The organism is Microbacterium sp. BK668, assembly GCF_004362195.1.
Classification (GTDB): domain Bacteria; phylum Actinomycetota; class Actinomycetes; order Actinomycetales; family Microbacteriaceae; genus Microbacterium.
Map to the genome: position 1 here is coordinate 143,493 of NZ_SNWG01000002.1, position 20,904 is coordinate 164,396.

At 71.1% G+C, this 20,904-nt stretch carries 21 protein-coding genes; 18 read left to right on the top strand and 3 right to left on the bottom strand.

Translation table 11 applies throughout. The features are described 5' to 3' along the window. The first annotated feature begins 13 nt into the window (after nucleotides 1-13). The 10 genes from argS to EV279_RS14645 all read left to right on the top strand — a co-directional run bounded on the left by argS (nucleotide 14) and on the right by EV279_RS14645 (nucleotide 12,242). Nucleotides 14-1,678 (top strand): arginine--tRNA ligase, encoded by a 1,665-nt coding sequence (gene argS, locus EV279_RS14600; protein WP_133545253.1) that lies wholly within the window; start codon nucleotides 14-16, stop codon nucleotides 1,676-1,678. 4 nt (nucleotides 1,679-1,682) lie between these two features. Beyond that, a complete protein-coding gene (locus tag EV279_RS14605) occupies nucleotides 1,683-2,507 on the top strand; it encodes a DUF2993 domain-containing protein (protein WP_133545255.1) in 825 nt (274 codons plus the stop codon). Nucleotides 2,508-2,668: 161 nt separating this feature from the next. Then, nucleotides 2,669-4,117: a diaminopimelate decarboxylase gene (lysA, locus tag EV279_RS14610; protein ID WP_133545587.1), complete on the top strand. Its 1,449-nt coding sequence runs from the start codon at nucleotides 2,669-2,671 to the stop codon at nucleotides 4,115-4,117. Then, nucleotides 4,114-5,427, top strand: coding sequence for a homoserine dehydrogenase (locus tag EV279_RS14615; RefSeq protein ID WP_133545258.1), 1,314 nt, complete (start codon nucleotides 4,114-4,116; stop codon nucleotides 5,425-5,427). Before lysA ends, EV279_RS14615 begins: the two co-directional genes overlap by 4 nt. Before the next feature lie 5 nt (nucleotides 5,428-5,432). Beyond that, complete coding sequence (thrC, locus tag EV279_RS14620) at nucleotides 5,433-6,524, top strand: threonine synthase (RefSeq protein WP_133545260.1); 1,092 nt, start codon at nucleotides 5,433-5,435, stop codon at nucleotides 6,522-6,524. After that, the gene (gene thrB / locus EV279_RS14625) at nucleotides 6,521-7,483 is read left to right on the top strand and encodes a homoserine kinase (protein ID WP_133545263.1); all 963 of its coding nucleotides are present in this window, start codon (nucleotides 6,521-6,523) and stop codon (nucleotides 7,481-7,483) included. The genes thrC and thrB overlap by 4 nt, the downstream gene beginning before the upstream one ends. 178 nt (nucleotides 7,484-7,661) lie before the next feature. Next, a complete protein-coding gene (gene rho, locus EV279_RS14630) occupies nucleotides 7,662-9,791 on the top strand; it encodes a transcription termination factor Rho (RefSeq protein ID WP_243728634.1) in 2,130 nt (709 codons plus the stop codon). A 64-nt stretch (nucleotides 9,792-9,855) separates the two neighbouring features. Then, nucleotides 9,856-10,935 carry a peptide chain release factor 1 gene (gene prfA, locus EV279_RS14635; protein WP_133545265.1) on the top strand — a complete coding sequence of 360 codons (1,080 nt, stop codon included), beginning with the start codon at nucleotides 9,856-9,858 and terminating at the stop codon, nucleotides 10,933-10,935. A gap of 74 nt (nucleotides 10,936-11,009) precedes the next feature. Further along, nucleotides 11,010-11,411, top strand: a complete 402-nt coding sequence (locus EV279_RS14640; protein ID WP_133545267.1) for a phage holin family protein — start codon at nucleotides 11,010-11,012, stop codon at nucleotides 11,409-11,411. A 3-nt stretch (nucleotides 11,412-11,414) separates the two neighbouring features. Then, on the top strand, nucleotides 11,415-12,242 hold the full coding sequence (locus EV279_RS14645; protein ID WP_133545269.1) for an alpha/beta hydrolase: 828 nt from the start codon (nucleotides 11,415-11,417) through the stop codon (nucleotides 12,240-12,242). A gap of 64 nt (nucleotides 12,243-12,306) precedes the next feature. Here the strand turns inward: EV279_RS14645 and epsC are convergent, their stop codons facing one another. Genes epsC through cysK (EV279_RS14660) form a run of 3 tightly spaced genes read right to left on the bottom strand, consistent with a single transcriptional unit; the run spans nucleotide 12,307 to nucleotide 14,803 of the window. Next, nucleotides 12,307-12,888, bottom strand: coding sequence for a serine O-acetyltransferase EpsC (gene epsC / locus EV279_RS14650; protein ID WP_133545271.1), 582 nt, complete (start codon nucleotides 12,886-12,888; stop codon nucleotides 12,307-12,309). Further along, the gene (gene cysK, locus EV279_RS14655) at nucleotides 12,885-13,838 is read right to left on the bottom strand and encodes a cysteine synthase A (RefSeq protein WP_133545273.1); all 954 of its coding nucleotides are present in this window, start codon (nucleotides 13,836-13,838) and stop codon (nucleotides 12,885-12,887) included. Before cysK (EV279_RS14655) ends, epsC begins: the two co-directional genes overlap by 4 nt. A gap of 26 nt (nucleotides 13,839-13,864) precedes the next feature. Next, nucleotides 13,865-14,803, bottom strand: coding sequence for a cysteine synthase A (gene cysK / locus EV279_RS14660; protein ID WP_133545275.1), 939 nt, complete (start codon nucleotides 14,801-14,803; stop codon nucleotides 13,865-13,867). A 219-nt stretch (nucleotides 14,804-15,022) separates the two neighbouring features. Between cysK (EV279_RS14660) and prmC the strand changes: the two genes are divergently transcribed. From prmC to EV279_RS14700, 8 genes are all read left to right on the top strand, one after another. After that, on the top strand, nucleotides 15,023-15,904 hold the full coding sequence (prmC, locus tag EV279_RS14665) for a peptide chain release factor N(5)-glutamine methyltransferase (RefSeq protein ID WP_133545277.1): 882 nt from the start codon (nucleotides 15,023-15,025) through the stop codon (nucleotides 15,902-15,904). A gap of 45 nt (nucleotides 15,905-15,949) precedes the next feature. After that, nucleotides 15,950-16,645, top strand: a complete 696-nt coding sequence (locus EV279_RS14670; protein WP_133545279.1) for an L-threonylcarbamoyladenylate synthase — start codon at nucleotides 15,950-15,952, stop codon at nucleotides 16,643-16,645. Then, nucleotides 16,642-17,796 carry an MraY family glycosyltransferase gene (locus EV279_RS14675; RefSeq protein ID WP_133545281.1) on the top strand — a complete coding sequence of 385 codons (1,155 nt, stop codon included), beginning with the start codon at nucleotides 16,642-16,644 and terminating at the stop codon, nucleotides 17,794-17,796. Before EV279_RS14670 ends, EV279_RS14675 begins: the two co-directional genes overlap by 4 nt. Further along, nucleotides 17,793-18,275, top strand: a complete 483-nt coding sequence (locus EV279_RS14680) for a hypothetical protein (RefSeq protein ID WP_133545283.1) — start codon at nucleotides 17,793-17,795, stop codon at nucleotides 18,273-18,275. Before EV279_RS14675 ends, EV279_RS14680 begins: the two co-directional genes overlap by 4 nt. Nucleotides 18,276-18,414: 139 nt before the next feature. Then, complete coding sequence (atpB, locus tag EV279_RS14685) at nucleotides 18,415-19,224, top strand: F0F1 ATP synthase subunit A (protein WP_133545285.1); 810 nt, start codon at nucleotides 18,415-18,417, stop codon at nucleotides 19,222-19,224. Between the two features lie 44 nt (nucleotides 19,225-19,268). Then, nucleotides 19,269-19,505, top strand: a complete 237-nt coding sequence (gene atpE, locus EV279_RS14690; RefSeq protein WP_133545287.1) for an ATP synthase F0 subunit C — start codon at nucleotides 19,269-19,271, stop codon at nucleotides 19,503-19,505. A gap of 27 nt (nucleotides 19,506-19,532) precedes the next feature. Then, complete coding sequence (locus EV279_RS14695) at nucleotides 19,533-20,111, top strand: F0F1 ATP synthase subunit B (RefSeq protein WP_133545289.1); 579 nt, start codon at nucleotides 19,533-19,535, stop codon at nucleotides 20,109-20,111. Continuing rightward, nucleotides 20,111-20,902: a F0F1 ATP synthase subunit delta gene (locus EV279_RS14700; RefSeq protein ID WP_133545291.1), complete on the top strand. Its 792-nt coding sequence runs from the start codon at nucleotides 20,111-20,113 to the stop codon at nucleotides 20,900-20,902. The genes EV279_RS14695 and EV279_RS14700 overlap by 1 nt, the downstream gene beginning before the upstream one ends. Nucleotides 20,903-20,904 lie beyond the last annotated feature (2 nt).

A 20,904-nucleotide genomic window follows, 5' to 3' on the forward strand; every position in this document is an offset into this window, starting at 1 on the left:
GACTGGTGCGGTTATGACTCCTGACGCACTCTCCGCCGCTCTCGCCGCCGTCATCGTCCCCCTCGCCGAGGCGCGGCGTCCGGGATCCGGCGAAGGCGTCACGGCGTCGGGGCTTCCCCTCGAGCGCCCGAAGAACCGCGAGCACGGCGACTGGGCGTCCAATGCCGCACTCAAGCTCGCCAAGGCCGTCGGGGCGAACCCGCGCGAATTCGCTGCCGAGATCGCCGGCAAGCTGGCCGAGACGCCGGGCGTGGCGAGCGTCGAGGTCGCGGGGCCGGGCTTCATCAACATCCGGCTGGATGCCGCGGCCGCCGGCGCGCTCGCGAAGAGCATCGTCGATGCCGGCGCCGCCTTCGGGACCAGCACCGCTCTCGCCGACGAGGTGATCAACCTCGAGTTCGTCTCCGCCAATCCCACCGGGCCCATCCATCTCGGCGGCACGCGATGGGCCGCCGTCGGCGACTCGCTGGCGCGCATCCTCGCCTCTCAGGGCGCGAAGGTCACGCGCGAGTACTACTTCAACGACCACGGCGCGCAGATCGATCGCTTCGCGCGCAGCCTCGTCGCCGCACACGAGGGCCTGCCGACCCCCGAAGACGGCTACGGCGGCGGCTACATCGCCGACATCGCCCGCCGCGTCGCCCTGGCGTACGAGGGCGACATCGATGCGCTCGACCCAGACGCGAAGCAGGAGGCGTTCCGCGAGCTCGGCGTCGGCTTCATGTTCGACGAGATCAAGAAGAGCCTCCACGACTTCGGGGTCGACTTCGACGTCTACTTCCACGAGAACGACCTGCACGAGTCCGGCGCCGTCGAGCGCGCCGTCGAGCGGCTGCGGGATCTCGGCCACATCTTCGAAGAGGACGGCGCGGTCTGGCTGCGCTCCACCACGTTCGGCGACGACCGTGACCGCGTCGTGATCCGCTCCAACGGCACGCCCGCCTACATCTCGGGCGACCTCGCCTACTACCTCGACAAGCGCGAGCGCGGCTTCAACCGGTGCATCATCATGCTCGGCGCCGACCATCACGGCTACGTCAAGCGCCTCATGGCGATGTGCGCCGCGTTCGGGGACGAGCCCTACGTCAGCCTGCAGATCCTGATCGGCCAGCTCGTGAACCTGGTCAAGGACGGCCAGCCCGTGCGCATGTCCAAGCGCGCCGGCACCGTCGTGACGATGGAGGACCTCGTGGAGATCGTGGGCGTGGATGCCGCGCGCTACGCCCTCACGCGGAGCTCGGCCGACTCGAACCTCGACGTCGACCTCGATGTGCTCCAGCGCCGCACGAACGACAACCCCGTCTTCTACGTGCAGTACGCGCACGCCCGCACCCACAACGTCGGGCGCAACGCCGACGCGGCGGGCGTCGACCGGTCGGAGTTCGCCCCCGAGCTGCTCGACCACGAGACCGAGTCCGCGCTCCTGGGCGCGCTGCAGGAGTTCCCGCGCGTCGTCGCGTTCGCGGCGGAGACCCGCGAGCCGCATCGGGTCGCCCGCTTCCTCGAGGAGCTCGCCGGCCTCTACCACCGGTGGTACGACAACTGCCGCGTGATCCCGCAGGGCGACGACCCCGTGGAGACGCTCCACCGCACCCGGCGGTGGCTCAACGATGCGACCGGCCAGGTTCTGCGCAACGGACTGTCCCTGCTCGGAGTCCACGCACCGGAACGGATGTAGCGACATGACCGTCGGCGACACGCAGCCCACTCAGCCGCTCCCGGACTGGACGACGGCTCCCCCCGAGCCCCGCCGTCGCCGCCGCGCATGGCCCTGGATCCTCGCCGCGGCGATCGTCATCGGCCTCGCGGTGGCGGCGTGGTTCCTCGGCGAGAGCATCGCGCGGGGGATCGTCGAGAAGACCATCCGCGATCAGGTCGTGACGAGCCTGGCGCTGCCGGCCGACCAGGAGGTCGACGTCGAGGTGGCCGGAACCGTCATTCCGCAGCTCGTCGCCGGAACGCTCGACGACGTGACCGTGTCGTCGGACGACGTGTCGTTCGGCGAGTTCAGCGGGGATGTGACCGTGCACGCGACGGGCATCGGCATCCGCGGCGAACCCGAGGCAGACGCCGCCACGGCCACCGTGCGCCTGGACGAGAACGAGCTCAAGGCGCTCCTCGCCGGCGTCCAGGACTTCCCCGTCGACTCGCTCAGCCTTGCATCGCCCGACCTCGCGGTGTCGACCGAGCTCCAGTTCCTCGGCATCGCCGTCCCGATCGGGGTGTCGCTCACGCCGTCCGCCGCCGACGGCGACATCGTGCTGACTCCGTCGAGCCTGCAGGTCGCGGGGGCGGAGGTCTCGGCGGACGACCTGACCTCCCGCTTCGGAGCGATCGCCGACACAGTCCTGAAGGACTACACCGTCTGCATCGCGCAGTACATCCCGGCCGGGCTCACGCTCACTCAGGTCCAGGTCGACGGCGACCACGTCGTCGCCGACTTCGACGTGGACGGACGCATCGCGAGCGATCCCGCGCTCCGCGAGAACGGGACCTGCGACGCGTGACGCCGCCCGCGCGACCGTGCCCGCACCGCAGGCCGGGAGCGGCATACGGCGTGCCCTAGACTGCAAGGACTGCCCGGCGCGTGAGTCCACCGGCCGCGGCATCCGTCGCCCTGTCCGTCGGGACGACGTCGCGCCGAAGCCTTCACCGATTGGTCCCCGCCGTGTCCGCCGCCCCGCAGAGCCGAGCCACCCCCGTGCCGGCCGCCCCGGATGATGCGAACGACCTGCCGGCGAGCGTCTGGCCGGAGGCCGCCGAGCGCGACGAGCACGGGGTCCTCGTGCTGGGGGGCATCCGCGCCACCGCGCTGCGCGAGCGATTCGGCACTCCCCTCTACGTGCTCGATGAGGACGAGGTGCGCCGCGCCGCACGGCGCACGCTGGCGGCCTTCCGCTCGGCGGCGGGCGCGCACGGCGCGCAGGCGCGCGTGTACTACGCCGGGAAGGCCTTCCTCTCCACCGAGGTCGTCCGGTGGGTGATGGAGGAGGGCTTCGCCGTCGATGTGTGCACCGGAGGAGAGCTCGCGGTCGCGCTCGCTGCCGGCGCCGACCCCGCCCGCCTGGGGTTCCACGGCAACAACAAGAGCGTCCGCGAGCTCGAGCGCGCCGTCGAGGTCGGCATCGGCTCCATCGTCCTCGACAGCTGGATCGAGCTCGAGCGCCTCGCCGCGATCGTCGAGCGCCGCGACGCCCGGCAGGCGGTGCTGCTCCGCGTCAGCAGCGGCGTGCACGCCGAGACGCATGACTTCCTCGCGACGGCTCACGAGGACCAGAAGTTCGGCTTCACGCTGGAGGATGCCCCGGCCGCCGTCGCGCGCATCCGGGAGCTCGACGGTCTCGAGTTCACGGGACTGCACTGCCACATCGGGTCTCAGATCTTCGGCACGGCGGGCTTCCGCGAGTCCGCGGCGCGCGTCGTCGAGCTGCACGCCGAGCTTCTCGCGGGCGGGGACATCCCGGTCCTCAATCTCGGCGGCGGCTTCGGAATCGCCTACCGTCCCGAGGACGATCCCACGCCGATCGAGGCGCTGGCCACCGGCATCGTCGACGCGGTGGCGCAGGAGTGCGCCGTGCGCGGCATCCCCGTCCCCCATCTCGCCTTCGAGCCGGGCCGCGCGATCGTCGGCAAGGCGGGCGTGACGCTCTACGAGGTGGGGACGACGAAACCCGTCCAGGTGGACGACGCGCTCACGCGGCTCTACGTGAGCGTCGACGGCGGCATGAGCGACAACGCGCGGCCCGCCCTCTACGGTGCGCAGTACAGCGCGCGCATCGCATCGCGCACGAGCGACGCGGATCCCGTGCTCGCCCGGGTCGTCGGCAAGCACTGCGAGTCGGGCGACATCGTGGTGGATGCCGAGCACCTCCCCGGAGACGTCGCCCCCGGCGATCTCCTCGCCGTCCCCGCGACGGGCGCGTACTGCTTCTCGCTCGCGAACACCTACAACTACGTCCCCCGTCCGCCCGTCGTGGCGCTGCGCGGGGGCGAGGCGCGCGTCATCGTGCGCGGCGAGACGGTCGACGACCTCCTCGCGCGGGACGCCGGCCTCACCGCCACCCCGACGGAAGGGAACGACATGCCGAGAATGAGTCAGCGGAGCGAGACGACGTGACCGACTACCGTCGCCTGCGCGTCGCGCTGCTCGGGGCCGGAGCCGTGGGCTCCCAGGTCGCCGCGCTGCTGCTTCGCCACGGGCAGGAGCTGGCCGACCGCGCAGGGGCGACCCTCGAGCTCGTCGGCATCGCCGTGCGGGACCCGGCGGCCAAGCGCGACGCCGACCTTCCCGCCGAGCTGTTCACGACCGACGTGGAGCCCCTCATCGTCGGCTCCGACATCGTCATCGAGCTCATGGGAGGCATCGAGCCGGCGCGATCCCATCTCCTGCAGGCGATCAACTCGGGTGCCGACGTCGTGACGGCGAACAAGGCGCTTCTGGCGACGCACGGCCCCGAGATCTTCGACGCCGCCGACCAGGTCGGCGCGCAGGTCTACTACGAGGCCGCTGCGGCCGGCGCCATCCCGATCATCCGGCCGCTGCGGGACTCGCTCGCCGGCGACCGTGTGCAGCGGATCATGGGCATCGTCAACGGGACCACCAACTACATCCTCGATCGCATGGACACCGAGGGCGCCGAGCTCGCGGACGTGCTCGCGGACGCTCAGCGCCTCGGGTACGCCGAAGCGGACCCGACGGCGGACGTCGAGGGGTACGACGCCGCGCAGAAGGCCGCGATCCTGGCGAGCCTCGCCTTCCACACGACGGTCCCGCTGGAGAGCGTCCACCGCGAGGGCATCACAGGCATCGACAAGGCGATGATGGACGCCGCGCGTCACGCGGGCTATGTCGTCAAGCTGCTCGCCGTGTGCGAGCGCCTGACCGACGGCTCGGGCGAGTCGATCTCGGTCCGCGTCTACCCCGCCCTCATCGATCGCACCCACCCCCTCGCGAGCGTGCACGGCGCCAACAACGCCGTCTTCGTGCAGGCCGAGGCGGCCGGCAACCTCATGTTCTACGGCGCGGGCGCGGGAGGGGTGCAGACGGCCTCCGCCGTCCTCGGCGACGTCGTCTCGGCGGCGCGGCGGCACATCGCGGGCGGTGTCGGCGTCGGGGAGTCCACCCGGGCGAACCTCCCGATCGTCGAGATCGGCCGGGTCACGACCAGCTACCAGATCACCCTCGAGGTCGACGACGAGCCCGGCGTGCTCGCGACGATCGCCGGCATCCTCAGCGAGGGCCGCGTCTCCATCGCGACCCTCGAGCAGACCGTGGTCACCGAGGCGAACGGCGAGCCCGGGGTCGCGCGGCTCGTGATCGGAACCCACAAGGCCCTGGAGCAGGACCTGAGCGAGACCGTCCGACGGCTCGCCGCGAGCGGCGTCGTCGAGCGCGTCGTCTCGGTCCTGCGCGTGGAAGGAGACTGACCGACATGGCAGCACACGTCTGGCGCGGAGTACTCCGCGAGTACGGCGACCGTCTGGGCGTCTCGGATGCCTCGACCGTCGTGACCCTCGGCGAGGGCGGCACGCCGCTCCTGCCCGCACCCGCGCTGTCGCAGCGCACGGGCGCCGACGTGTGGGTCAAGTTCGAGGGCATGAACCCGACCGGGTCGTTCAAGGACCGCGGGATGACGGTCGCCGTCTCGCGCGCGATCGAGCACGGCGCCAAGGCCGTCATCTGCGCGTCGACGGGCAACACATCCGCCTCGGCCGCCGCCTACGCGGCGCACGCCGGCATCACGGCGGCGGTGCTCGTCCCCGAGGGCAAGATCGCGATGGGCAAGCTGAGCCAGGCGGTCGCGCACAACGGCCGGCTCATCCAGATCCGCGGCAACTTCGACGACTGTCTCGAGATCGCCCGCGAGCTCGCCGACGACTACCCCGTGCACCTGGTCAACTCGGTCAACCCCGACCGCATCGACGGGCAGAAGACCGCGGCTTACGAGATCGTGGAGCAGCTGGGCGATGCGCCCGACTTCCACTTCATCCCGGTGGGCAACGCCGGCAACTACACCGCGTACACGCGCGGCTACACCGAGGAGGCCGAGGCGGGCGTCTCCGCCCGCGTCCCGCGGATGTTCGGGTTCCAGGCCGAGGGCTCCGCCCCGCTCGTGACCGGCGCGGTCGTGAAGAACCCCGAGACCGTCGCCAGTGCGATCCGCATCGGCAACCCGGCCTCGTGGCACCTCGCGATCGATGCGCGCGAGGCGACGGACGGCTACTTCGGAGCCATCGACGACGACCGCATCCTCGCGGCGCAGAAGCTGCTCGCGGGAGAGGTGGGCATCTTCGTCGAGCCCGCCTCGGCGATCAGTGTCGCGGGCCTCCTCGACCGCGCCGAGGCGGGAGTCGTCCCGCGCGGCGCGCGCGTGGTGCTCACGGTGACCGGGCACGGACTCAAGGACCCCCAGTGGGCGCTGCGCAACGCCGACGGCACGACGGTCGAGCCGACCGTGGTCGACGCGACCACGTCGGAGGTGGCATCCGTCCTTGATCTGGTGCCCGTCGGGGCGGCCGAGTGAACGCAGCCGCGCGCGGCTCGACCCCTGAGCTCCTCGAAGGGCGCAGCGTGCTCGTGCGCGTGCCCGCGACGAGCGCCAACCTCGGTCCCGGCTTCGACACCCTCGGTCTCGCGCTGAGCGTCTACGACGAGCTGATCGTCACGGCGCTCCCGCACGCGGGGCTCGAGATCGAGGTCACGGGCGAGGGTGCGGCCGACGTCCCGCGCGACGCCTCCAATCTCGTCGTGCGCTCGATCGCCTACGCCTTCGAGGCGGCGGGGCGACGGATGCCGGGCCTGCGCCTCCGGGCCCGCAACGTCATCCCGCACGGCCGCGGCATGGGATCCTCCGGAGCAGCCGTCGTGTCGGGACTCCTCGCGGCGAAGGGACTCCTCGAGGGGGACGTGCCGTTCGGCGACGAGACGCTCCTCTCCCTGGCCACGGAGCTCGAGGGGCACCCCGACAACGTCGCGCCGGCGCTCTTCGGCGGGCTGACGATCGCGTGGATGGACGAGACCGGCCCACAGCACAAGAAGCTGCTCGTGCACCGTGGCGTCTCCCCGCTGGTGTTCGTTCCGGAGTTCACGATGTCGACGAAGCTCGCGCGGAGCCTGCAGCCCCTGCACGTCCCGCGGGAGGACGCGGTCTTCAACGTGTCGCGCTCCGCGCTGCTCATCGCCGCACTCACCCAGAGCCCGGAGCTCCTGCTGGCCGCGACCGAGGACAAGCTCCACCAGAACTACCGCGCGCAGGCGATGCCCGGCACGGACACGCTCGTCCGGTCGCTGCGCGCAGGCGGTTTCGCGGCGGTCGTCTCGGGTGCGGGTCCCAGCGTGCTGGTGCTCGCCGACGGGCCCGGCCAGCGCCTCGCGGCCGCCGAACTCGCTGCCACCGTGACCGACACCCCGTGGGACGCGCTCATGCTCGCCGTCGACTTCAAGGGTGGTACAGTGAGGGAGTACGCGGAGGGTTCCACGTAAACACGTGAATCTGGCCTCCGTCGCAATTCTGCGAAACCCTGGCACATCCCCGCCTGATCGACCGCTGAGCGGCCACCCGGTTGTCTGAGCAGTCCGTCCAGGCCTGCGCGGCCTGCATTTCTGCCGCGCGCGGGACGGCGCCGGCGTGCACATCCATTCGTTTCACAAGGGAGAACTCGTGGAGTCCATCTCCGAGATCCACAACGTCGACACGTCCTCCGAAGAGCGCATCGAGGCGCCCGAGGATGCCGAGAACGTGACCGCCGGCGACACCGTCGCCGACGCCGAGGGCGCCGTCGAGGTGCCCGCGGAGCCCGCGGAGCAGGCCGAGGAGCCTGCCGCGGAGCCTGACGCGCAGGCGGAGGAGTCCGCCCCGGCCGGGGCCGACGTGCCCGCGGAGCCCGCCGAGCAGGCTCCGAGCGCGACCGAGCCCGAGCCCGGGGCTACCGCCGACGCGCCCGCGGAAGCGCCGGCCGCCGCGGAGCCCGAGGCCGCCCCGGAGCCCGAGGCCGCGCCGGCCGCCGAGGCGCCTGCCGACACGCCGGCCAAGGCTCCGCGCAAGCGCGCCCCGCGCCGCGCCAAGAGCACGGGCGCGAAGGCCGACGCCGACGCCGCGGCCGCCGAGACCGCGGAGGCCTCGGGCGAGGCTGTCGCCGAGGTCCCGACGCAAGGCCCGGCCGAGGTTCCGGGTGAGGGCGGGCAGGCGGCCGAGGGCGCCGTCGCGGGCGAGGAGCCGGCGGAGTCGCCCGCCGAGTCCGAGGCCCCGTCCGACGCCGAGCAGGCCGACGCCGAGCAGGCCGACGCCGAGCAGACCCCCGGCGAGCAGGCTCAGGGCGCCGAGGGCGAGGCATCCGCAGCCGACGCCGCCGGCGAGGAGACGCCGTCGCGCTCGCGCAGCCGGTCGCGCAGCCGCAACCGCAACCGCGGACAGAACGCCCAGGGCAACGGCCAGAACGCCCAGAACGGGCAGACCGCTCAGGGCGCTCCGGGCGGCCAGAACGCCCCGTCGGCCGCGCAGCCCGCCGAGCAGGACGACGAGCAGGCGCAGGGCGCCGGTCGAAACCGCCAGCGCAACAAGCGTCGCGGTCAGACGACGGGTGACGAGTTCGAGACCGAGATCGGCGAGGACGACGTCCTGATCCCGATCGCGGGCATCCTCGACGTGCTCGACAACTACGCCTTCGTCCGCACCACGGGATACCTCCCGGGGACGAGCGACGTCTACGTCTCGCTCGGCCAGGTCAAGAAGTACAACCTGCGCAAGGGCGACGCCGTCGTCGGCGCGATCAAGCAGCCCCGCGAGGGCGAGCAGTCGAGCCGCCAGAAGTACAACGCGCTCGTCAAGGTGGACTCGATCAACGGCCTGTCGGTCGACGATGCGGCGACCCGCGTGGAGTTCGGCAAGCTCACGCCGCTCTACCCGCAGGAGCGCCTGCGCCTCGAGACGGCGCCCGAGAAGCTCACGCAGCGCATCATCGACCTCGTCGCGCCCATCGGCAAGGGCCAGCGTGGCCTCATCGTCGCACCGCCGAAGGCCGGCAAGACGATCGTGCTGCAGCAGATCGCCAACGCCATTGCGATCAACAACCCCGAGGTCCACCTCATGGTCGTGCTCGTCGACGAGCGCCCCGAAGAGGTCACCGACATGCAGCGCACGGTGCGCGGCGAGGTCATCGCCTCGACCTTCGACCGTCCGGCCGAAGACCACACGACCGTCGCGGAACTGGCGATCGAGCGCGCGAAGCGCCTCGTCGAGCTCGGTCGCGATGTCGTGGTGCTCCTCGACTCCATCACGCGCCTCGGCCGCGCCTACAACATCTCGGCGCCGACGTCCGGCCGCGTTCTCACCGGTGGCGTCGACGCGTCGGCGCTGTACCCGCCCAAGCGCTTCTTCGGCGCGGCGCGCAACATCGAGAACGGCGGGTCGCTCACGATCCTCGCGACGGCCCTCGTCGAGACCGGCTCCAAGATGGACGACGTCATCTTCGAGGAGTTCAAGGGCACGGGCAACAGCGAGCTGCGCCTCAACCGCCAGCTCGCCGACAAGCGGATCTTCCCCGCGGTCGACGTCAACGCGTCGAGCACGCGCCGAGAGGAGATGCTCCTCAGCCCCGACGAGGTCAAGATCACCTGGAAGCTGCGTCGCGCGCTGGCGGGCCTCGACCCGCAGCAGGCGCTCGAGGTCGTGCTCGGCAAGCTCAAGGAGACGAGCTCGAACGTCGAGTTCCTCGTGCAGATGCAGAAGTCGATCCCGACTCCCGCGCACGGCGGCGGGCACAGCCACGGTCACGAGAACAGCATCCGCTGATCCCTCGACCCGTGTCCTCTCCGGTCCCTGAGCCCGTCGCGGGGTCATGATGTCCGACCCCGCGATGTTCGATTCCGTCCGGGCGCTGATCGACGAGCACAAGGCGGTCCAGGAGGAGCTCTCCGACCCGGCCGTGCACGCCGACGCGGGGCGCGCGAAGCGCGTCAACCGCCGCTACGCGGAGCTGTCGAAGATCGTCGCCGCCTACGACGCGTGGGTCGCGGCATCCGATGACCTCGACGCGGCGCGCGAGCTGGCGCGTGAGGACGCGGCGTTCGCCGACGAGGTGCCGGTCCTCGAGGAGCGCCTCGCGGAGGCTCAGGAGAGGCTGCGGCGCCTGCTGATCCCGCGCGACCCCGACGACGCGCGCGACGTCATCATGGAGATCAAGCAGGGCGAGGGGGGCGCCGAGTCGGCGCTGTTCGCGGCGGACCTCCTCCGGATGTACCTGCAGTACGCGGCGTCGAAGGGCTGGAAGACGGAGCTCCTCGAGCGGAACGAGTCCGACCTCGGCGGCTTCAAGGACGTCCAGGTCGCGATCAAGGGCTCGTCGTCCGACCCGGCGCAGGGAGTCTGGGCGCACCTGAAGTACGAGGGCGGCGTGCACCGCGTGCAGCGCGTGCCGGCGACCGAGTCGCAGGGGCGCATCCACACCTCCACGACGGGCGTGCTCGTCTTCCCCGAGGTCGACGAGCCCGAAGAGATCCAGATCGACCCGAACGACCTGAAGATCGACGTGTTCCGCTCTTCCGGTCCGGGCGGGCAGTCCGTCAACACCACGGACTCGGCCGTGCGCATCACGCATCTCCCGACGGGCATCGTCGTCTCGATGCAGAACGAGAAGTCGCAGCTGCAGAACCGCGAGGCCGGCATGCGCGTGCTCCGGGCGCGCCTGCTGGCCAAGCAGCAGGAGGAGCGGGATGCCGCGGCATCCGATGCCCGTCGCTCGCAGATCCGCGGAATGGACCGCTCCGAGCGGATCCGCACCTACAACTTCCCGGAGAACCGGATCGCCGATCACCGGACCGGCTACAAGGCGTACAACCTCGATCAGGTTCTGGACGGCGCGCTCGAGCCGATCATCGAGTCGGCCATCCAGGCCGACGAGGAGGCGCGGCTGGCGGCCCTCGGCTCCGACGCCTGAGAACGCGGCGAAGGCCTCACCACTCGCGGGCGATAGCGCGGCACCGCGCCTCTCGGGGTCATTAGCCTGAGCGCGTGATCACCTTCCTGATCCGCGCGGCGATCTTCCTCGTCTCGGCGTTCGTGGGGCTCGTCGCGGCGGACCTCATCCTTCCCGGCTTCTCCCTCCACTGGGACGACTGGTGGGGCATCCTCCTCGCAGTCGTCATCTTCGCGGTGCTCCAGAGCGTCCTGGCGCCGTGGCTCCTGCGGGTCACGCGCCGGCACGCCGAGGCTCTCATCGGCGGCATCGGTCTCATCTCGACGTTCGTCGCGCTCCTCATCGCGGTGCTGATCCCGGCGGCCGGCATCGGCATCGACGGGCCGGTGGCGTGGATCATCGGCACGCTCATCGTGTGGCTCGTCACGGCCCTGGCATCGTGGCTGCTGCCACCGCTGTTCCTCAAGAGGCGAGTCGCCGAGCGACGGGGATCCTGACGGATGCCTCCCCTCGCCGTCGCTGATCCGCCGGTCCGTCGCGTCTCGGCCGGATCATCCGCGTCGATCGCCTACGAGGTGCACGGATCCGGCGTCCCCCTGCTCGCGCTTCACGGCGCGTACTCCAGCCGTGTGGAGGTGCGCGGATTCCTCGAGCCCATGGTGGGGCACCGGGCCGTCCGCCGCATCTACGTCGACCTCCCTGGCCACGGCGACTCGCGACCCTCCTCCGGCGTGCCGACGCCGGACGCCGTGCTCGATCTGCTCGATCTCGTCCTCGACGCCGAGGCACCCGACGGACCCTTCCTCCTGCTCGGCCACTCCTTCGGAGGCCACCTGGCACGGGCCTTCGCGGCCCGCCGGTCGTCGCGGCTGGCGGGGCTCGCCGTGCTGTGCCCGGTCGTTCCCGGTCCCTGGGACACGGCCCGGGGCGATGTCGTGCGCGACGACGGGGTGGCGGCCGAGCTCGACGAGGGGGAGCGGAAGGAGTTCGAGGGCTACTTCGTCGTGCGCACGGCCGACACGTTGGAGCGCTTCCGGCGCGACGTCGCTCCGGCCACCGGCGAGGTCGACGACGACACGCTCGAACGCGCGATCGGCCCCGGGCCGCACGCCGTCGATCCCGACGGCGTCATCCTCACCGCCCCCGTCCTCATCGTGGCTGCCCGGCACGACCGCTACGTCGGCTGGCACCGTCAGCAGCGCCTGGGCGAGCGGTGCCCGCACGCGACGGTGGCGACGGTCGCCGACGCGGGACATGCGCTTCCGCACGAGCGACCCGCGCTCGTCGGGGCGCTCCTGTGCGACTGGCTCGACCGCGCGGGAGTCTGACGGCCCGCCGCAGCGCCCGCAACCGTGCGGGCCTGGCGTCCCCCGCCGACGGCCGGGCGGGCGATCAGATGTGGTACTCGGGCACCGTGAGCAGGGCGCGCGTGTCCTCGCCCGCCTGCCGGGCACGCGGCTTGGCGGGGACGCCGACGAGGATGCTGTCGGCCGGGGCATCCTTCGTCACGACGGCGTTGGCGCCGATGACCGATCCCGAGCCGATCGTGATCGGCCCGAGCACCTTCGCCCCCGCGCCGACCGCGACGCCGTCGCCCAGGGTCGGATGCCGTTTGCCCCCGTCGCGCGTGCGCCCGCCGAGCGTGACGCCGTGGTACAGCATGACGTCGTCGCCCACCTCGGCCGTCTCGCCGATGACGACGCCCATCCCGTGGTCGATGAAGAAGCGGCGGCCGATCGTCGCGCCCGGGTGGATCTCGATCCCCGTGAGCCAGCGCGCGACCTGCGACCCGGCCCTCGCCAGGAACCGATACCCGCGGAGCCACAGCCAGTGGTCGACGCGGTGAGCCCAGACGGCATGCAGGCCCGGGTAGAGCAGCGCGATCTCGACGCTGCCGCGAGCGGCGGGATCGCGCAGCTTCGCCGCGGCGAGATCCTCGCGGATGCGATCGAGGGCGGAGGAGATGGCGCTCATGCTCTCGCCCCTTCGGGCTCGCGCAGATGCTCGTAGAGCGCCGTCGAGAGATAGCGCTCGCCCGAGTCGGGGATGATCACGACGATCCGCTGCCCCTCCGCCTCCGGACGCGCGGCGATCTGAAGCGCCGCCCACACCGCCGCGCCCGCCGACATGCCGGCGAGGATGCCCTCCTCCGTCGCGAGCCTGCGGGCGATGTCGATCGCCTCGTCGAAGCCGACGTCGAAGATCTCGTCGACGACGCTGCGATCCAGCACGTCCGGCACGAAGTTCGGCCCGATGCCCTGGATGCGGTGCCCGCCGGCGCGCCCCTCGGTCAGCAGCGGGGAGTCCTTCGGCTCCACGAGCACCGACCGCAGCGCGGGGTTGCGCTCCTTGAGCACCTGGCTGACCCCCGTGATCGTCCCTCCCGTGCCCGATCCCGCGACGAACCAGTCCACCCGGCCGTCCGTGTCCCGCCAGATCTCCTCGGCGGTCGTGCGGCGGTGGATGGCGGCGTTCGCCGGATGGTCGAACTGCCGCGCCAGGACCGCCCCGGGCGTCTCGGCGACGATCCGCTTCGCGGCCTCGACGGCCTCGGTCATGCCCTTGTACGGGTCGGTCAGCACAAGTTCCGCCCCGTACGCCTTCAAGAGCGTGCGGCGCTCCTTCGACATCGAAGCGGGCATCGTGAGGATCACCCGGTAGCCGCGGGCGGCGCCGAAGAGCGCGAGGGCGATCCCTGTGTTGCCGCTGGTCGACTCCACGATCGTGCCGCCGGGCTTCAGCTCGCCGGACTGCTCCGCGGCATCGATCAGCGCGATGGCGAGCCTGCACTTGACGCTCTTGCCCGGGTTGTAGAACTCGAGCTTGGCCACCACCTCGGCCCCCAGCCCCTCGGTCAGGCGGTTCAGGCGCACCAGAGGGGTGTCGCCGAAGGCGGTGGTGATGTCGGCGTGTATGCGGGGCACGGGGGTTCTCCCGACGATGGAGCGGTTCAGCCCTCTCGCAGGTCTTCGTACAGGACGGTCGAGAGGTAGCGCTCTCCGAACGAGGGCACCACGACAACGATATTCTTGCCCGCGGCCTCGGGGCGCGCGGCGACCTGCAGCGCCGCCCAGACCGCAGCGCCGCTGGAGATCCCGACGAGGATCCCCTCCTTCGTGCCGACCTCGCGCGCGACGCGCAGCGCGTCGTCGAGCTCGACGTCCACGACCTCGTCGATGACGCCCCGGTCGAGGATCGCCGGGACGAAGTTCGGGCCGATGCCCTGGATCTTGTGCGGTCCGGGGGTGCCCTTGGTGAGCAGGGGCGAGTCGGCCGGCTCGACGGCCACGACCGTGGCGTCCGGTACGCGCTCCTTGAGCACCTGCCCGACACCCGTGATGGTGCCGCCCGTGCCGATGCCGGCGACGAAGTAGTCGACCTTGCCGTCGGTGTCGCGAAGGATCTCCTCCGCGGTCGTCTTGCGGTGGATGGCGGGGTTCGCCTCGTTCTCGAACTGGCGCGCGAGCACCGCGCCGGGCGTCTCGGCGACGATCTCCTCGGCCTGCGCCACGGCGCCCTTCATACCGCCGGACGGGTCGGTGAGCACGAGCTCGGCACCGTACGCCTTGAGCAGCAGGCGGCGCTCCACGGACATCGACGAGGGCATCGCGAGAATCACCTTGTAGCCGCGCGCGGCACCGACCATGGCCAGAGCGATGCCCGTGTTCCCGCTCGTGGCCTCGACGATCGTGCCCCCTGGCTTCAGCTGACCGGATGCCTCGGCGGCGTCGACGATCGCGATGCCGAGGCGGTCCTTGACGCTCGAGGCCGGGTTGTAGAACTCCAGCTTGGCCAGCACCGTGCCGGGCAGGCCCTCGGTGACGCGGTTGAGGCGGACGAGCGGGGTGTCGCCGAAGGCGCTGGTGATGTCGGAGTGGATGCCGGGCATGTTCTCTGGTCGGCCTTTCGATTCGGGTGGAGTCGGGTTCTGTCGCCGGCTGATCCGACGTGCGCGGGCGTCCCTGCCCGGATGGCATCAGCCTAGGAGAGCCGGTCGCGAAAATTACGGCATGTGACGCCTGGGCCCGCGCGGGAGGCGCCGGCGCTCCCGCGGGCCCGGAAGCCGCGAGCCCGACGGCCGTCGCGACGCACGTAGGCTGAGGGCGCCATGTCGTCAGATCATACGGATCCCGTTCCGCTCTCCGACCACCTGCGCCGAGCGGCGGCGGCGCTCACCGGGGCCGGCGTGCCCGACGCTCGGGTCGACGCCGAGCTGCTCGCGGCGCATGTCCTCGGGGGAGGACGGGGAGAGGTCCAGGCGCGGGCGCTGCGCGGGGAAGACATGCCGCTCGCGGACGCCGAGCGGTTCGAGGCCCTGGTCGCGCGACGCGCGACGCGCGAGCCGCTCCAGCATCTGACCGGCCGCGCGCCGTTCCGCCATCTCGAGCTGCGCGTGGGACCGGGAGTCTTCGTGCCGAGGCCCGAGACCGAGATTGTCGCCCAGCTGGCGATCGACGCGCTGCGGGCCGCGGCATCCCCCTCTCCCGTCGCCGTCGACCTCGGGACGGGCAGCGGCGCGATCGCCCTGGCGCTTGCCACCGAGGTGCCCCACGCGCAGGTGCACGCCGCGGAGAACTCGGCGGAGGCCTTCGCCTGGACCGAGGAGAACTTCCGCGAGGTGGACGCCGGGAACGCGCACCTGGCCTTCGTCGACCTCGAGCACGCGTTCCCCGAGCTGGACGGCACGGTCTCGGTGCTCGTGTCGAATCCGCCCTACGTTCCGGATGCCGCGATCCCGCGCGACCCGGAGGTGCGGCTCTTCGACCCGCCTGCGGCGCTGTACGGCGGCGAGGACGGACTCGACGTCGTGCGGGTGCTCAGCCGGGTGGGACGCCGGCTCCTGCATCCGGGCGGGACGATCGTCATCGAGCACGGCGAGTGGCAGGGCGAGGCGATCCGCGGCATCCTCGCCGGCGACGGCTGGCGCGCCCCGGCGACGCACCCGGATCTGACGCTGCGCGACCGAGCCACGACGGCGCTGCGGGCCTGACGCCCGGCGGGGCCGGCGGCGGGTCGCAGGTAGACTGACGGCGCCATGTCCTCCCTCTTCGACTGCCGCGACGAGGCGCAGCTTCTCCCCGGTATGCGCCAAGCCCGTCAGGCGATCGGCCGCGGCGAGCTCGTCGTCATGCCGACCGACACGGTCTACGGCGTCGCCGCCGACGCGTTCAGCGCCGGCGCCGTCCAGCGCCTCCTCGACGCGAAGGGCCGCGGCCGGCAGTCGCCGCCCCCCGTCCTCGTCGCGGGGCTCACGACGCTGCGCGCCCTCGTCGCCGAGGTCCCGCCGGCCGTCGAGAAGCTCGTCGAGGAGTTCTGGCCCGGTGGCCTCACGATCGTCCTGCCGGCACAGCCGTCCCTGTCGTGGGACCTCGGCGACACGCACGGCACCGTCGCGGTGCGCATGCCGGCGCACCGCATCGCCCTCGAGCTGCTCGAGGAGACCGGTCCGCTGGCCGTGTCGAGCGCCAACCGGACGGGCCGGCCCGCCGCCGTCCGGATCGAGGACGCGCAGGACATGCTGGGCGAGAGCATCGCGGTCTATCTCGACGACGGCTACTCCAAGACCGGCATCTCGTCCACGATCGTGGACGCGACGAGCCTCGTGGGGGGCGCGGAGCCGCGCATCCGCGTGCTGCGGGAGGGCGCGATCAGCCGAGCGCAGCTGCGCGAGGTGCTCGGCGGGCTCCTCGAGGACGATCCGGACTCCGAGGCCGCCGGCGGCGGCGCGTGAAGCAGTATCTCTTCACGGTGCTGTTCACGGCGATCGTGACCTTCGCCCTCTCGTGGGCGGTGTGGCGGCTCAGCACGAAGTACAAGCTGTATCCCGGCATCCGCGAGCGCGACGTCCACAAGACCCCCACCCCGCGCCTCGGCGGCATCGCGATGTTCTTCGGCGTCGTCGCCGCGATCGGGGTCTCCGCCGCCAACCCGTACTTCGCGATCGTGTGGAGCGTGCCGCAGCAGGTCTGGGCGATCCTCGCCGCGACGATCATCATCGTGATCGTCGGGATCTGCGACGACCTGTGGGACCTCGACTGGTTCATCAAGCTGGGCGCCCAGTTCCTCGCGGCGGGCATCATCGCGTGGTTCGGCGAGCTGCAGATCTACTCCCTGCCGATCGGCGGCCTCACGGTCGGCTCGGGGTGGGTGAGCTTCGCGCTCACCGTCTTCGCGATCGTCATCGTCATGAACGCCGTCAACTTCATCGACGGTCTCGACGGGCTCGTCGCCGGAGTGTGCCTCATCGCGAACGGCGTCTTCTTCGCGTACTCCTATATGCTCTCGCGCGACTTCACGGCCAGCAACTTCTCGCTCGCGACGTTCCTGGCCGCGGTCCTGATCGGCGCGTGCCTGGGCTTCCTCCCGCTCAACTGGAGCCCCGCGAAGCTGTTCATGGGGGATGCCGGAGCCCTCATGATCGGTCTGCTCATGGCCTGCTCGGCGATCGCCATCACCGGCCAGCTCGACCCGACGGTGCTCGACCCGGAGGACTTCGGGCGATCCCAGCTGCTCGGTGCGTTCCTGCCGATCCTCCTCCCGATCGTCATCGTGCTGCTTCCGCTCCTCGACTTCGGGATGGCCGTCATCCGGCGCATGCAGGCGGGCAAGTCACCGTTCTCGCCCGACCGCAAGCACCTCCACCACCGCATGCTCGACATGGGCCACAGCGATCGAGACGCCGTCGTGATCTTCTACGCCTGGACGGCGATCGTCGGACTCAGCGTCCTCCTGATGTACATCGGCACGACAGCCGGCTGGCCGGGCCTGTACGCCCCCGGCGTCCTCTACCTCATCGTCGGGGCGGCCGCCTGCCTGGTCCTGACCTTCCTGCCCTCTCGCCGGACACCGGCGCCCCGTCCCGTCCCGGAGACCGTCTCATGAGCCCCAGTCCTGTTTCGAGCACGCCGATCCTGCGCACGACGCTGCAGTGGTCGGGCATCGTGACGGCCGTCCTGGCGGTCCTCGCCGCCGTCATCGGCTTCCTCGTCGCCGGCAAGACCGGGATGTGGAGCGCGCTGGCGGGGGTGGTGATCGCGGCGGTCTTCCTCGCGATCACGGGTGCCAGCATCCTGATCGCGAATCGATGGTACGGCGACGACCTCTACGTGCCCATCTTCTTCGGCATCGTGCTGGGCGGGTGGATCCTGAAGTTCGTCATCTTCATCGTCGCCCTGCTCGTCCTGCGGGGGCAGCCGTGGATCGAGCCGACCATCTTCTTCGTCTCGGTGGTGGTAAGCGTGCTGGCCTCCCTGCTGGTCGACGTCGTCGTCATGCTGCGCATGCGCGTGCCGCACGTGAGCGATGTGCAGCTGCCCGACGATCCCGAGGCGGGGGAGAGGTCAGACCACAGGTCCGCCTAGCCCTGGCGCGGCTTCCGGGCCCTTCCGAGTTTGATAGGGTGGTTCTGCGCCCGCCCGCTCGCTTCGAGCGCTTGCGGAGTGACGCTCATCGACCATCGTCGCAACGGTTCACCCCGATGCCCCGAAGCTGGAGCCAGCGCTGTTCACTCAAGCTGCGACCCTGATCGCCAAAACCGCCGAAGAGGGCGAGGGCTTCCACGCGCCGTCGATCTTCGAGTTCTTCCCCGACGTGGTCACGACGGTCTTCGGCATCCCGATCACCCGCATCCACATCATCCAGCTCCTCGCGACGATCGCGGTCGTCCTGGTGTTCTGGCTCGGCACGCGCCGGATGAAGGTCGTCCCGGGCCGCTTCCAGAGCTTGACCGAGATGGGGCTCGGGTTCGTCCGCAACAACATCGCGTACGACCTGCTGGGCAAGAAGGACGGCGAGAGGTTCCTCCCGATCCTCACGACGATGTTCTTCATGATCCTGTTCATGAACATCACGGGAGTCATCCCGTTCCTGAACATCGCGGGCACGTCGATCATCGCGGTGCCCCTGACGCTCGCGGTCGTGAGCTACGTCACCTTCATCTACGCCGGCCTCAAGAAGAGCCCCAAGAACTTCTTCAAGAACTCGCTCTTCCCCTCCGGCGTGCCGTGGCCGATCTACTTCATCGTGACGCCGATCGAGTTCATCTCGACGTTCATCATCCGGCCGATCACGCTGACACTGCGACTCCTCATGAACATGATGGTCGGCCACCTCCTGCTCGTGCTGTTCTTCTCGGCGACGTCGTTCTTCCTCTTCACCGCCGGCGGCTGGTGGAGCATCCTCGCCGCGGGCAGTCTCGCGTTCGGCTTCGCCTTCACACTCTTCGAAATCCTCGTGGCCGTCCTCCAGGCCTACGTCTTCGCTCTCCTCACCGCGGTCTACATCCAGCTCGCGGTCGCGGAAGAGCACTGAGCGGGTCGGCTGACTGCCGCCCATAACCGAAAGGAAACACCCCCGTGGACGCAACTACGGTTCTCGCCGAGATCACCGGCAGCATCGCGACCGTCGGCTACGGCCTCGCGGCGATCGGCCCGGCCATCGGCGTGGGCATCGTCGTGGGCAAGACCATCGAGGGCGTGGCGCGCCAGCCCGAGCTCGCGGGTCGTCTGCAGGTCCTCATGTGGATCGGTATCGCCTTCACCGAGGCGCTCGCCTTCATCGGCATCGCGACCGCCTTCATCTTCGGCTACTGATCCGCCTTCACGACGTAAGGAGACAGGATGCTGAACGCTCTTGTCACACTCGCCGCGGAAGAGGGTGAGACCCCGAATCCGCTGCTGCCGGCCTGGTATGACATCGTCTGGTCGTCGGTGTGCTTCATCGTCATCCTCTTCATCTTCTGGAGAGTCGCGCTTCCGCGGCTGAAGAAGCTGCTCGACGAGCGTGCCACCGCGATCGAAGGCAACATCGCCAAGGCCGACGAGGCACAGCGCCGCGCCGAGGCTGCCCTCGAGGAGTACACCGCGCAGCTCGCCGGTGCCCGCAAGGAGGCCGGCGAGATCCGCGACGCCGCCCGCGAGGACGGCCGCAAGATCATCGCCGAGGCGAAGGAGACGGCTGCGGCCGAGGCCGCCCGCATCACGGCATCCGCGCACTCGCAGATCGAAGCCGAGCGCCAGTCGGCGCTGGTGTCGCTGCGCAGCGAGGTCGGGACGCTCGCGATCGACCTGGCCGGCGGCGTCATCGGCGAATCCCTCGCCGACGACGCGAAGGCGCAGAACGTCGTCGACCGGTTCCTCGCGGAGCTGGAAGCATCCGAGACGGCCGCCGCCGGCTCGGCTGACGGACAGAGGGCGTAATGGGAAGCGCGACCACTTCGGCGCTCGCCGCGACGACGGCGGTGCTCGACCGGACCGCCGGGGTCGACCTGAGGGTCGCGGACGAGCTGTTCGCGGCGGCTCGCGCCCTCGGCGACTCGCCGCAGCTCGCCGGCGCGCTCGCGGACTCCGCGGCGTCGACCGAGGCGCGCGCCAAGGTGGTCGCCGACGTCTTCGGCCGCACCTTCTCGCCGACGACGGTGTCGTTCCTCGTGGCGGCCGTCCGGCAGCGCTGGTCGTCGGCGTCCGACCTGATCGACGCGATCGAGGAGCTCGCGGTGCGCGCCGCCGCCCGTGCCGGGTCGGCGTACGACATCGAGGGCGAGATCTTCCAGTTCTCGCGCACGGTCGCCGCCAACCCTCAGCTCGAGCTCGCACTCGGCAGCCGGCTCGGGGATGACTCGGCGAAGGGCTCGCTCGTGCGCTCGCTCCTCGGCGGCCGCGCGAGCGAGGCGACGACGCTGATCGTCTCGTCGCTCGTGCAGCAGCCGCGCGAGCGCCGCGTTCGCCAGCTCCTGTCGCGGGCGATGGACCTCGTCGCCGACCAGCGCGGGCGCACCGTGGCGACGGTCGTCTCGGCGGTTCCGCTGAGCGCCGCCCAGAGCCAGCGGCTCGCCGCGGCGCTGTCGAAGCGCTACGGCACCGACGTGTCGATCAACGCGGTCATCGACCCGACGGTGGTCGGCGGCGTGCGGGTGCAGATCGCCGACGACGTCATCGACGCGAGCGTCTCATCCCGCCTCGCCGAGCTCCGGCAGCGACTGGCCGGCTAGCA

Bases quoted from the DNA above. Each gene is read 5' to 3' on its own strand.
- argS (WP_133545253.1), top strand. From the start codon at position 14: ATGACTCCTGACGCACTCTCCGCCGCTCTCGCCGCCGTCATCGTCCCC.
- EV279_RS14605 (WP_133545255.1), top strand. From the start codon at position 1,683: ATGACCGTCGGCGACACGCAGCCCACTCAGCCGCTCCCGGACTGGACG.
- thrC (WP_133545260.1), top strand. From the start codon at position 5,433: ATGGCAGCACACGTCTGGCGCGGAGTACTCCGCGAGTACGGCGACCGT.
- prfA (WP_133545265.1), top strand. From the start codon at position 9,856: ATGTTCGATTCCGTCCGGGCGCTGATCGACGAGCACAAGGCGGTCCAG.
- EV279_RS14645 (WP_133545269.1), top strand. From the start codon at position 11,415: ATGCCTCCCCTCGCCGTCGCTGATCCGCCGGTCCGTCGCGTCTCGGCC.
- epsC (WP_133545271.1), bottom strand. From the start codon at position 12,888: ATGAGCGCCATCTCCTCCGCCCTCGATCGCATCCGCGAGGATCTCGCC.
- cysK (WP_133545275.1), bottom strand. From the start codon at position 14,803: ATGCCCGGCATCCACTCCGACATCACCAGCGCCTTCGGCGACACCCCG.
- prmC (WP_133545277.1), top strand. From the start codon at position 15,023: ATGTCGTCAGATCATACGGATCCCGTTCCGCTCTCCGACCACCTGCGC.
- EV279_RS14670 (WP_133545279.1), top strand. From the start codon at position 15,950: ATGTCCTCCCTCTTCGACTGCCGCGACGAGGCGCAGCTTCTCCCCGGT.
- EV279_RS14680 (WP_133545283.1), top strand. From the start codon at position 17,793: ATGAGCCCCAGTCCTGTTTCGAGCACGCCGATCCTGCGCACGACGCTG.
- EV279_RS14695 (WP_133545289.1), top strand. From the start codon at position 19,533: ATGCTGAACGCTCTTGTCACACTCGCCGCGGAAGAGGGTGAGACCCCG.
- EV279_RS14700 (WP_133545291.1), top strand. From the start codon at position 20,111: ATGGGAAGCGCGACCACTTCGGCGCTCGCCGCGACGACGGCGGTGCTC.